Source organism: Epilithonimonas hominis (assembly GCF_003730015.1).
Taxonomy (GTDB): Bacteria; Bacteroidota; Bacteroidia; order Flavobacteriales; family Weeksellaceae; genus Epilithonimonas; species Epilithonimonas hominis.
On sequence record NZ_RJTU01000011.1, the window covers coordinates 1 to 11,781 of the forward strand.

General features: G+C 36.0%; 11 protein-coding genes. All 11 read left to right on the plus strand.

Annotation, left to right across the window (positions count from 1 at the left end; all coding sequences use genetic code 11):
• Positions 1-194: 194 nt before the first annotated feature.
• The 11 genes from EGH73_RS01195 (at position 195) to EGH73_RS01245 (ending at position 11,767) form a co-directional block, all read left to right on the plus strand.
• Positions 195-836, plus strand: coding sequence for a DUF6266 family protein (locus EGH73_RS01195; protein ID WP_123280314.1), 642 nt, complete (start codon positions 195-197; stop codon positions 834-836).
• 112 nt (positions 837-948) lie between these two features.
• A complete protein-coding gene (locus EGH73_RS01200; protein ID WP_123280315.1) occupies positions 949-1,203 on the plus strand; it encodes a hypothetical protein in 255 nt (84 codons plus the stop codon).
• Positions 1,204-1,267: 64 nt separating this feature from the next.
• Complete coding sequence (locus EGH73_RS01205; protein WP_123280316.1) at positions 1,268-3,619, plus strand: type I restriction-modification system subunit M; 2,352 nt, start codon at positions 1,268-1,270, stop codon at positions 3,617-3,619.
• Between the two features lie 3 nt (positions 3,620-3,622).
• Complete coding sequence (locus EGH73_RS01210; RefSeq protein WP_184808051.1) at positions 3,623-4,903, plus strand: restriction endonuclease subunit S; 1,281 nt, start codon at positions 3,623-3,625, stop codon at positions 4,901-4,903.
• Positions 4,904-4,915: 12 nt separating this feature from the next.
• Positions 4,916-5,497 (plus strand): hypothetical protein, encoded by a 582-nt coding sequence (locus EGH73_RS01215; RefSeq protein ID WP_123280318.1) that lies wholly within the window; start codon positions 4,916-4,918, stop codon positions 5,495-5,497.
• Between the two features lie 41 nt (positions 5,498-5,538).
• Positions 5,539-6,093 carry an anti-phage protein KwaA gene (gene kwaA, locus EGH73_RS01220; protein WP_123280319.1) on the plus strand — a complete coding sequence of 185 codons (555 nt, stop codon included), beginning with the start codon at positions 5,539-5,541 and terminating at the stop codon, positions 6,091-6,093.
• Positions 6,094-6,098: 5 nt separating this feature from the next.
• Entirely contained in the window at positions 6,099-7,037 is a 939-nt protein-coding gene (kwaB, locus tag EGH73_RS01225; RefSeq protein ID WP_123280320.1) for an anti-phage protein KwaB, read from the plus strand.
• A gap of 16 nt (positions 7,038-7,053) precedes the next feature.
• On the plus strand, positions 7,054-7,641 hold the full coding sequence (locus EGH73_RS01230; RefSeq protein WP_123280321.1) for an 8-oxoguanine DNA glycosylase OGG fold protein: 588 nt from the start codon (positions 7,054-7,056) through the stop codon (positions 7,639-7,641).
• Positions 7,642-7,704: 63 nt separating this feature from the next.
• On the plus strand, positions 7,705-8,511 hold the full coding sequence (locus tag EGH73_RS14070) for a GIY-YIG nuclease family protein (protein WP_221177730.1): 807 nt from the start codon (positions 7,705-7,707) through the stop codon (positions 8,509-8,511).
• A 19-nt stretch (positions 8,512-8,530) separates the two neighbouring features.
• Positions 8,531-9,058 carry a hypothetical protein gene (locus EGH73_RS01240; protein WP_123280322.1) on the plus strand — a complete coding sequence of 176 codons (528 nt, stop codon included), beginning with the start codon at positions 8,531-8,533 and terminating at the stop codon, positions 9,056-9,058.
• A 69-nt stretch (positions 9,059-9,127) separates the two neighbouring features.
• Positions 9,128-11,767, plus strand: a complete 2,640-nt coding sequence (locus EGH73_RS01245) for a type I restriction endonuclease subunit R (RefSeq protein ID WP_245985358.1) — start codon at positions 9,128-9,130, stop codon at positions 11,765-11,767.
• The last annotated feature ends 14 nt before the right edge of the window (positions 11,768-11,781 follow it).

An 11,781-nucleotide genomic window follows, 5' to 3' on the forward strand; every position in this document is an offset into this window, starting at 1 on the left:
CGGGTCTTCTTCGGAAAAAACATCTTTTTTCCGAAGAAGACCCGAAGAAACCCCGGTGATGACCCGAAGAAAGCCCGAAGCTATCCGGTCAAAATCAGTCAGAACCAGTCAAAACCAGTCACAACCGGTCACGGGTGTACAAGCTGCCATTTTCTGTTTTAACTTCGTGTCATTAACCAATAAAATTATTTGTTATGGCAACATTAAGCAAAGGAATCCTAGGAGGATTCTCAGGTAAAGTAGGACCAGTAGTAGGCGCCAACTGGCGTGGTATGGACGTCATCCGCAGCCGTCCTAAGAGTTCCAAACGCAACCCTACGGAAAAGCAGCTGGAGCAGCAGCTGAAGTTTAAACTGGCTATCAGTTTTCTCCAACCGATCAAGAGTATTCAGTCTCTGTATTTCGGAATGGGGAGTGGGGTGAAATCCCGTGTGAACATGGCAGTGTCTTACACCATCAGCACGGCCATACAGATGGTAGCAGGTCTCCCGGAACTGATCTACAACAAAGTGCTGATCACCCGTGGCGAACTCACCAGTTTCAGAAACCCGGTGCTTACCACGCAGCCCGGCGGTGTGCTGCACCTGGAGTGGGAGGACAACAGCACGCAGGGTGATGCCGCTCCCAAAGACCAGGTCAGCATTGTGTGTTACTGCGCAGAGCTGAATAACTGGGAGATCTACGAGGGCATTGTGATGCGCTCCGACCTGATGGCCGATGTCACGCTGCCAGCCTACTGTCTCGGCAAAACAATGGAGGTCTATGCCTTCCTGAATAATGAGAAACAGACGGCAGCCTCCACCAGTCTCTACCTCGGGCAGCACGTGGTCAATTAACCACAGAATCCACTCCGCAAGAGTGGATTTTTTTTGTGATAATGAGGATTTTCGTAATTGTAGCGTAATGAATTTTATTTATATTTGAAAGTGAAAACTAATTAACAAATCTATGATTACTTACAATGGAAGTCTGGCTATTGATCTTAACAATGTCAAATCTATCTATATCGAATACCTGAAACCTGGTGGTAACCTTGTTTTTGAACTTAATAATTTTATTCTTACTGTAGAAAATCCAGAAACAGGAGAGCTGGAACTGCGCTCTTTTCCTAATGAGGCTGTGAAATATTATTTTGACAGTTCCGATGTTTTGCACGCTTATTTTGAAGAATGGGTGGGTTATTGGAAGGATTCCAAAAAATAAACTTAAAATATTCATATATTATGATTTCTGATATTATAATTAGGAATTATACAAATCAAATTAAATGAACCACGCTGTACACAATAAACTCGTCTCCTTTATCTGGAGTATTGCCGATGACTGCCTAAGAGACGTCTATGTAAGAGGAAAATATAGGGATGTGATCCTGCCAATGATTGTTTTAAGAAGGCTTGATGCTTTATTAGAGTCTACGAAGGAAAAAGTATTAGAAGAAGCTGATTTTCAAAGGGAAACTTGGAAAGTTACAGAGTATATCGATAAACCACTTACTGATACCACAGGATACGTTTTCTACAACACCAGCGAATGGACACTGCAAAGTCTGCACGGTTCTGCCACGAACAGTCAACAGATTTTATTGGGTAATTTTGAAGATTATCTGAATGGTTTCAGTGCCAATGTGCAGGAAATTATTGAGATGTTCAAACTTCGTGCGCAAATCAAACATATGGCAAACAAAGATGTTTTGCTGGATGTTTTGGAAAAATTTACTTGTCCGGATATCAATTTGACGCCATTTGAAAAACTGGACTCTTCGGGAAGAAAAATGCCTGCTTTGACCAATTTGGGAATGGGTTATGTTTTTGAGGAACTGATCAGGAAATTTAATGAAGAAAACAACGAGGAAGCAGGAGAGCATTATACGCCGAGAGAAGTTATTGATTTGATGACGCATATGGTTTTTGAACCAATCAAAGATAAAATCCCATCGGTGATTACTATTTATGATCCTGCCTGCGGAACGGGTGGAATGCTGACGGAATCTGAAAACTTTATTACGGATGAAGAAGGCGAAATCAAAGCAGTCAATACTTCGGTGTATCTTTTTGGAAAGGAAGTGAATGATGAAACCTACGCCATCTGTAAATCGGATATGATGATTAAGGGCAAAGACCCTGAACACATTAAAGTGGGTTCTACGCTTTCTACCGACGAGTTTGCCGGAACAAAGTTCGACTTTATGCTTTCTAATCCGCCGTATGGAAAAAGCTGGGCGAGTGAACAGAAATACATTAAAGACGGAAAGGATATTATCGACAACCGTTTTAAAATAAAACTGAAAAACTACTGTGGCGAAGAGGAAGATGCCGATGCCGTTCCACGTTCGTCTGACGGACAGTTGCTGTTCCTGATGGAAATGGTGGATAAAATGAAAGCCATTAGTTCTAAGAATACCATCGGAAGCCGTATTGCTTCGGTACACAACGGTTCGAGTCTGTTTACGGGTGATGCAGGCGGTGGCGAAAGCAATATTAGGAGATATATTATCGAAAATGATTTGCTGGATGTCATCATTCAGTTGCCGAACAATATTTTTTACAACACAGGAATTACCACGTACATCTGGATTCTGAGCAACAATAAACCTGCTCAACGAAAAGGAAAAGTACAGCTGATAGATGCCAGCGAAATGTATCAGAAACTCAGAAAAAATCTGGGCAACAAAAACTGTGAACTCACCAAAACGCATATTCAGGAGATTCTGGAATGTTACCTTGAACTGAGTGAACTGGATAAAAAGGAAACCGGAAACATCGGAAGTAAGGTTTTTGAAAATGCCGATTTTGGCTATTACAAAGTTAATATTGAAAGACCGAAACGCCTGAAATCTCAGTTTACAGCTGAAAAGATTGAAGTATTGAAATGGGATAAGGCGCAACCTGATTTCAGCAAGGCTTTGTTTGAAAAGTACGGAATGGAAGTCTATACCGGATTGGAAAAATACAAAAAGGAAATAGAAGATTTTGCCGAAAAACAAGAGTTGAACATCAACGCCAAACAATTGAGCCAATACCTGAAAAAAGAAAATTGGGAAAAGCAGGAAGCACTGTACCAAACCGCAGTTCGCCTGATGGAAGTTTTGGGAACAGAAGTCTACACCAACTTCAATACATTTAGTGCGAAAGTAGATGAAGTGCTGAAAGGCGACAAAACCAAACTGTCTGCTTCGGAAAAGAAGCAGATTTTGGATACGGTGAGTTGGTATGATGAAGAAGCCGACAAAGTCATTAAAAAAACAGAAAAACTCAGCGGGCAAAAACTGACGGATTTGCTTAATTATTTAGGCTGTGCCGAAAAAGATTTGCCGTATTATGGTTATTTCCCTGCCGAAAAGAAAGGCGAATACACGATTTACGAAACCGAAAGCGATTTGCGCGACAGCGAAAGCATTCCGCTGAAAGAAAATATACAAGATTATTTCCTGAGAGAAGTGAAACCTTATGCCGAAGAAAGCTGGATTGCCTTGGATTCTGTAAAGATTGGCTATGAGCTGAGCTTTAATAAATATTTTTACCAACCTGCTCCATTACGCAGTTTAGAGGAAGTTACCCAGGATATTTTGGCACTGGAACAGGAAGGTGACGGATTACTGGCGGAAATCTTAAATTTTTAGATGATGCAGCAATACGAAAAATACAAAGACAGCGGTGTAGACTGGATTGGGGAGATTCCGGAAGGATGGAATATTTTAAAATTAAAATTTTTATTTAAAGATGTTTCAATTAAAAATAGACCAGATTTAGATTTACTTTCTGTGACTCAAGATCAAGGAGTTGTACCACGAAGTATGGTTGAAAATCGAATGGTTATGCCGAATGGAAATCTAGAATCTTTCAAAGTTATTTCAAAAGGTGATTTTGCAATTAGCTTAAGGTCTTTTGAAGGAGGCTTAGAATATTCTGAATATGAAGGTTTAATAAGTCCTGCTTACACGGTATTAAAATCTCAAAAAGAAATAATTGATAATTATTTTAAGTTTCTTTTTAAAAGTAAGGCATTTATTTCTGAACTTCAATTGAGTATTGTGGGGATTAGAGAAGGTAAAAATATCAGCTATGAAGAATTAAAATATTCTTATACTCCAATTCCTACACTAGAAGAACAACAAACCATAGCCAACTTTCTCGATGACAAAACCGCCAAGATAGACCAAACCATCGCCATCAAGCAAAAAGAAATAGAACTGCTGAAAGAACGCCGCCAAATCCTCATCCAAAAAGCCGTTACCAAAGGTTTGGATGATACCGTTACACTCAAAGACAGCGGTGTGGATTGGATTGGGGAAATTCCGGAGCATTGGGATTGTATCAAATTGAAATTCTTAGGTAATGCTATTATTGGGTTAACTTATTCTCCTAATGATTTATGCGATTCTACTGAAGGTAAACTTGTTTTAAGGTCTTCTAATTTACTTGAGGGTAGGTTCGTTTATGGAGAAAAAGAAAACGCGTACGTCAAAACTAAAATTCCTGAAAAATTAATGATACGTGAAAATGATATATTAATTTGTTCTAGAAATGGAAGTAGGGACTTAATAGGAAAATGCGCAATTGCAAAATCTGAAGACGTTGGCAATTCATTTGGTGCTTTCACAACAGTTTTTAGGTCAAAATATAATCAATATTTATTTTGTATTTTAAACTCTAATATTTTCAAGAATTTGTCAGGATCATTCTTAACATCGACAATAAATCAGTTGACAATTGGAAATCTTTACTCAATTCAAGTGCCAATTCCTCCCGAAAAAGAAATGAACCAAATTAGGATTTATGTTACTTCAATCGAATCCAAAATCTCCAAAGCCATTTTGCTCAAACAGCAGGAAATAGAAAAGCTGAAAGAGTATAAAACGGTGCTGATAGATAATGTGGTAACGGGGAAGGTGAAAGTTAATTAAAAAGTAAAAATTATGACAACTAAACAAAAAATTGAGGATTGCTTTTATAATGCTAAAATTAGTGAATTACCAGTTCTTATAGATTCTTTAATTGTAGAAGTTGGAGTCGAGGAAGCTTCAGAAATATATGCGACTTTGCTTTTGCAGAAATTCACGCATTTTTCGGCAGATACTTGTGCAAAATTAATGGAAATAGCAATTCGTACAAATATGCAAATTGCACTTGTTAAATTTCCTGTGAATCCCTTTTTCAGGCTTGCGATATTTAAGGGATCAGTAGACTTGTACGAGTGTTATATTGAAGAGTTTATACAACCATTATTAGCTAAAAATACAGACGAAGAAAAGAACTTTGATATTTATTTGGACTTACAGACAATAGCCCTCAAAATAGCAGACGATTGTCATAATAACTATCATCGAGTTATAAAAGGATTGAATTATAATGGAGCATTTAGGAGCGATAGATCTGGGATTCTATCAATAAATGAAGAAGATTTTGAGATAATGAATGCATTGTGTGAGAACTATAACAGCATTATCGGACGAAGAGATATTTTGCAGGATCTGGAGAAAAAAATGAATGAAGTATAGCTTGCATATTTTTAATTACCTATGAAAACAACATATCAACTATGGATAAATTCAGACTTTTCGTAATGTCATTTTGGATGTTTTTTTTGTTAGTATTTGTGCTGACAATAGACATTCCAATTTATTTAGCTGAAGATTATGAGCTTCTGAAGATTAGTGAATTGCTTACAGCTTCCAATGTTGTTGCAATAGTTTCAATAATCTTTCTTATAGTGGGAATTTTTTTTTACAAAGAACTGAGTAATGATTTGAATGGTGACTATTCGCTTGCGAAGAAAATTGTAAATATTGAAAATATAAATTCAGAATATTTCGCACTTTTAGTGACCATCATTTCGTTAGTGGCATTTGATTTTAAAACAGTTAGAGGAATAGTATTTTTAAGCATTCTATTATTTATTCTCTATGCAATTTTTGTAAAAACTGAATTGTTTTATTCGAATCCTTCTTTTGCATTGCTAGGCTTTCAAATCTATAAATTGAAATTTGAAGGTGAATCGATTGACAAGATTGTTATTACCAAAAATAGACTGGAAATTGGAATGGAAATCCAAACAAGAAAACTATCTGAAAAAGTATTATTTAATAAAAGTTAACAAATATGACAAAAGAATTATTTATTGAAAAATTAAATTCTATAAGAGAACAACTTAATAACAGCTTAAATGTTATTTTTCTTTTAAGCAATGGAGAATTGAAAAGAGCTGACATAATTGAAACTACAAAAGAATCTTTAGTGTCTCAATATCAAAGCTCATTCAATTTTTTATGTACAAATGATGAATTATCTTTTTTGAACTTGTCATCTCCTGACGATAGAAATAATGTTTTATATTTATATGACTTACCGGAGCGACCAGATTTATTTTCTCATTTAGAAACGCTTAGCAGTATCCAAAATATCGAAGAACTTGATTATTTTAATTTTACCCTAGACTCATTATCTGATATCGAGGGGTATTTTGTCCTTTTCGGAACTGCAACAAATAATGTTTTATTTTTTCGCAAACAAATGTCAGTTAATCTTTTCAAAAGAGGAAAAACATATCTTAAAAGACTACACGATAGCCAATTCACAGATGTGCAAGATGAATTTTTAAGAATTGATGGCAAAATTGATTTATTTTATGTTGATTCAAACGTTGTTATCTGGAATGTGAAAATTCTTGAGAGACACTATGAATTTAGATACATAATGGAAAATGAAGCTACGCAAACTTTAGAACAAATATCTGGTTTAGAAATATTAGAAAACTTAGATGTGTTGTCAGAAAGAGTAAGTGATGTTTCATTTGTAAGAAAGCTTTCAAAAATTGCAAGTAACTCTCCCGTATTCACTTTACCTGCTAGTTCTATTATCCAATTCGTTAGAAGTCACAGTATTTTGAGTGAATATTTCAGGTTCAACAATGGAGAAAATAAAATTATGCTTGATACAAAAAAATCACAAGATTGGTTTCTTAAGTTGATGAACGATGATTTTTTGCATTCCCAACTAACAGATTTTCATTATCAAACACCGGCAAAGGATAAGTTGTAAAAAACAAAACATTATAATGCAAGATATATCCAATTCAGTAATAAAATACACTCGTCTTATTTCTTCTCTTCCTGTAATGGACCAGGCTTTTACAATGAAAGCCAACAACTGGCAGAAATATTTATCAGATATTCATTTTAAGGAAATATTCAAATACCAAGAAAATATTTGTCTAAGCCGGAGAGAAGTGCACGATAACAACAATATCGACCTGTTTATTCTGAAAACGATATTGTGGGGCTATCCTAAAGGGATGCGCGGAAATAATTTCGGGAAGATTTACAGCAGACTCAATGATTTGTCAGAGATTTTAAATATTTCCAACCGGGCTTTTTTAAAGACTGACGATCTGTATGAGTTACAAAAGAGATTGAAAACAATTGACGGACTTGGACTTTCAACTTATTCCAAACTGCTGTACTTCCGGGATTTTAAGTTTGATGGTGTTCCTGCACTGATACTTGATGAACGGTTAATAAGGGTATTTAAAAACAAAGTTTTTGCGGAGTTTGAACCGCTTGCTCATGTGACTCAATACAATTCAGAAAAAATGTATTCTACCTATCTGCAACTGATGGATCAACTTTCAAAGCAACTCAATTAGCGGTGCACAGATAGAGCAGTTTTTGTTCATCTTTGGAAATCATTTAAAATCATCAAAAGCACAATGAAAGGAAAATCTATTTTTACAAAGCAAGAAGCCGAACAAATTATAGTTCTGATAGAACAAAAGTTAAAAGCAGACTCGATAAAGCAAAAGGGAATAAGACAAAAAATTCGCAATCTTGGATTTTATGCTCAGGAATTAGGAGTTGGAAATGGATATACCGTTGCGGACTTCAAAAGAGTTGTTACAATCATTGGGTCTGAGAATATAAAAGCAGAGATTTTACCTAAAAAGATATTGTCAGAAAAAGTCAGTAATCGGGCAAAATCAACTATATCTGAAACCACAATTCAAAAGAAAGTTTCGACTGTCTTTAATGAAGATGTTGTTGTTGAGTTAAAAAATATTGGTTTTAAAGGTTTTATCTCGATAGAAAAAATAATTGAAAATTATAATGTGCTTCCAAAACAAAAAGGCGTTTACATTTTAATTCATTCTGCCGAAAATCCCAGATTTCTAGCGGTAGGAACAGGAGGTTACTTTAAGCAAAGAGAACCCAATGTAGATGTTGAAGAATTGAAAAAAAATTGGGTAGAAGATTCTTCAATAATTTATATTGGAAAAGCAGGATCAGACAATGGAGGCGCAACCCTACAGTCCCGGTTAAAACAATACTTCAACTTTGGACAAGGGAAAGCCGTTGGTCATTGGGGCGGCAGATATATTTGGCAATTAGAAGAGCCATATAAAACAATTGTGTGCTGGATGGAAACTCCAGATACTGACCCCAGGAAACTGGAGGCGGAACTGATTAAGCAGTTTGTGAAAAAATATGGTCAGAGACCGTTTGCCAATTTGGTAGGTTAACGAAAAATATAAAAACAATATGAGCAAAATCCATTGCTTCCAACGATATCATCAAAAAGAAAATGTAGTAACTAACAATACAATGTTACTTTTTTCCAGATTGTATCATCATTCTCCTAAGAAGTTTGAAGTTTTTCTTCAAGCAATTGTAGATTCTAGTATTGAGTTAAAAATAGGAGTGGGCTTTGCTCATCAAGAAAAAAGCTCGAAATCAGTACCGGATGGTATTATTTCGTTTGTAGCGCTAACATTCAATGACATTATAAAAGCTTTCAGAGAACAAGTAAATGTAGATCTTCTAGAAATCATAGAAGATTTTAATATGTTCTGTGATGAAAGTAGATTATTACCGAAAGATAATCCTAGACTTTTAGTAGTGCCTTGTGGAGATTCGATCAAAGATAATTTCAGGTTCAGAATATATTATGACCCAATTACAAGAAAGCATACACATGCGACTCATCTTGGTATTTATAATGCAAAAAAAGTACAAGGCATCTCTAAGATTGCAAATGTTGTTGAGGCTAACTATGATGTGATGAAATAACAGGCTTAAATAAAGATCATTCAACAAAAGAGTTTGCCGACTCTTTAAATTCATTAACTTGGGAGTAATATGATGACAAGTAAAACTAACGAACTCGCCTTAGAAACCGCCATAGAAAAAGCACTCTGTGGCATTGCGACAGAAGATATAAAAAACGGAACTGTTTCCGAACCAACCGAACCGTATAGCAGTAATGGTTACCGCATCGGTAATCCGGCAGATTTTAATGCAAAGTATGCTTTGGATGAGGTGCGCTTTTGGGATTTTCTGGAAACGACCCAGAAAGAAGAACTGGAAAAACTAAAACGCCAAAGCGACTGGAAAATAAAAATACTGGACCGTTTTGATAAGCTGATGAAAAAGTACGGTATTCTACGCCTTTTGAGAAAAGGTTTGGCGGTGGATGATGCACATTTCACTTTGTTTTATGTGGCACCCTTGCAAAATAGCAGTCAAAGTATCAAAGATAATTTTGAGAGCAATCAGTTTAGTGTGACGAGGCAATTGCGATATTCGGTCAGCAATCCACTGGAAGAAATTGATATGGTTATTTTTATCAACGGAATTCCCATTTCTACGATAGAACTCAAAAATCAGTGGACAGGTCAGAATGCAAAAGTTCACGGTGTCAATCAGTACAAGCATAAGCGTGATATCACTCAGCCCTTATTGAATTTCGGAAGATGTATTGTTCATTTTGCAGTAGATACTGATGAGATTTATATGACCACAAAACTGGATGGAGCAAAAACTTTCTTTCTTCCTTTCAATTTGGGGAATAACTACGGAAAAGGAAATCCTCCCAATGCTTTTGGACATAAGACTTCTTATTTCTGGCAGGATATCTTAAAGCGGGAAAGCTTAGCCAATATCATTCAGCATTTCGTAAGATTTGACGGAGCAGAAAACGATGCTTTAAACAAAAAAACTTTATACTTCCCAAGATACCATCAGCTGGAAGTGGTAAGAAAATTAATAAAAGATACCACACAAAACGGTGCGGGAAAAACCTATCTCATTCAGCACAGTGCAGGTTCAGGAAAATCAAATTCCATCACTTGGCTGGCTTACCAATTAATTGAAGCCTACCCAGAAAGCGATGCTGTTGCGGGAACTAAAACGGTTAATCAACCTTTGTTTGATTCTGTTATTGTGGTAACCGACAGAAGATTGCTGGACAAACAACTGCGTGACAATATCAAAGATTTTTCTGAAGTTAAGAACATTGTTGCACCTGCTTATAAATCAGCAGATTTAAAATCAGCTTTAGAAAATGGGAAGAGAATTATTGTAACAACTATTCAGAAATTCCCTTTTATTATTGAGGGCATTTCTGATATGAGCAATAAGCAGTTTGCAGTAATTGTAGATGAAGCGCACAGTTCACAGTCCGGACGTTCGGCGGATAAACTGAATGAGGCGATTGGAAATACAGGCGAAGATCAGGATTATGTAGATTATCAGGAAAAAATGCTTCAGGCAATGCAGGCAAGGAAAATGACTGGCAATGCTTCTTATTTCGCTTTTACGGCTACTCCAAAAAATAATACACTGGAGAAGTTTGGGGTAAAGCAGGAGGATGGTTCGTTCAAACCTTTTCATCTGTACTCTATGAAACAGGCGATAGAGGAAGGGTTTATCTTAGATGTTCTAGCCAATTTCACCACCTACAGAAGTTATTATGAACTGGAGAAATCTATTGAAGAAAATCCGTTATTTGATACTTCAAAAGCACAAAAGAAATTACGTGCTTACGTAGAAAAGCATAAACAAACCATCGGCACAAAAGCAGAAATAATGCTTGACCATTTTGCCAGTTCTGTAGTGAATACCAAAAAACTTAATGGCAAAGCCAAAGCAATGGTGGTAACACAAAGTATTGAATCTGCCATCAGATATTATCAGGCATTGCAACAGTTACTCAATAAGCGTGGAAATCCTTTTAAGATTGTAATTGCCTTTTCTGGAACAAAAGAAATGGACGGAATTGAATATACCGAAGCTCAAATGAACGGTTTTCCAGAAAGCGAAACCAAAGATAAATTTGATGAAGATGAATACAGAATGTTGGTGGTTGCCAATAAATATCTGACGGGATTTGACCAACCGAAACTTTCTGCAATGTATGTAGATAAGAAATTACAAGGCGTTTTAGCCGTGCAGACCTTATCAAGACTTAACAGATCGGCAAATAGATTAGGTAAGAAAACTGAAGATTTATTTGTTCTGGATTTCTTTAATTCAACCGAAGACATTCAGAAATCATTTGATCCATTTTATACATCCACAACTTTAAGCGGTGCAACAGATATCAACGTTCTGCACGAACTGAAAGACAGCCTGGATGATTCAGGAATCTACGAGCAAAGTGAAATTGAAGATTTTAACGAGAAATATTTTAATAAAGTGGATGCCCAGTTTTTAAGTCCGATTATTGATGTTGCCGCTCAGCGATTTGTTAGCGATTTAGGTTTAGATGAAAAACTAAAAGCAGACTACAAAATTAAAGCGAAGCAGTTTGTAAAAATCTACGGGCAGGTCGCTTCTATTTTGCCTTATGAAATGATTTCGTGGGAAAAGCTCTTTTGGTTTCTGAAGTTCCTCATTCCAAAATTAAAAATTGATGATAATGACAATGATTTATTGGATAAACTTTTAGAATCTGTAGATTTATCAACTTACGGTTTGGAAAGAGTAAAATTAATATGACTACTTGATATTAT

What these genes read in the sequence shown, in the direction of transcription:
- EGH73_RS01245 (WP_245985358.1), top strand. Translation starts at nt 9,128, where the DNA reads ATGATGACAAGTAAAACTAACGAACTCGCCTTAGAAACCGCCATAGAA.
- EGH73_RS01205 (WP_123280316.1), top strand. Translation starts at nt 1,268, where the DNA reads ATGAACCACGCTGTACACAATAAACTCGTCTCCTTTATCTGGAGTATT.
- kwaA (WP_123280319.1), top strand. Translation starts at nt 5,539, where the DNA reads ATGGATAAATTCAGACTTTTCGTAATGTCATTTTGGATGTTTTTTTTG.
- EGH73_RS01200 (WP_123280315.1), top strand. Translation starts at nt 949, where the DNA reads ATGATTACTTACAATGGAAGTCTGGCTATTGATCTTAACAATGTCAAA.
- kwaB (WP_123280320.1), top strand. Translation starts at nt 6,099, where the DNA reads ATGACAAAAGAATTATTTATTGAAAAATTAAATTCTATAAGAGAACAA.
- EGH73_RS01215 (WP_123280318.1), top strand. Translation starts at nt 4,916, where the DNA reads ATGACAACTAAACAAAAAATTGAGGATTGCTTTTATAATGCTAAAATT.
- EGH73_RS01210 (WP_184808051.1), top strand. Translation starts at nt 3,623, where the DNA reads ATGCAGCAATACGAAAAATACAAAGACAGCGGTGTAGACTGGATTGGG.
- EGH73_RS01240 (WP_123280322.1), top strand. Translation starts at nt 8,531, where the DNA reads ATGAGCAAAATCCATTGCTTCCAACGATATCATCAAAAAGAAAATGTA.
- EGH73_RS01195 (WP_123280314.1), top strand. Translation starts at nt 195, where the DNA reads ATGGCAACATTAAGCAAAGGAATCCTAGGAGGATTCTCAGGTAAAGTA.
- EGH73_RS01230 (WP_123280321.1), top strand. Translation starts at nt 7,054, where the DNA reads ATGCAAGATATATCCAATTCAGTAATAAAATACACTCGTCTTATTTCT.
- EGH73_RS14070 (WP_221177730.1), top strand. Translation starts at nt 7,705, where the DNA reads ATGAAAGGAAAATCTATTTTTACAAAGCAAGAAGCCGAACAAATTATA.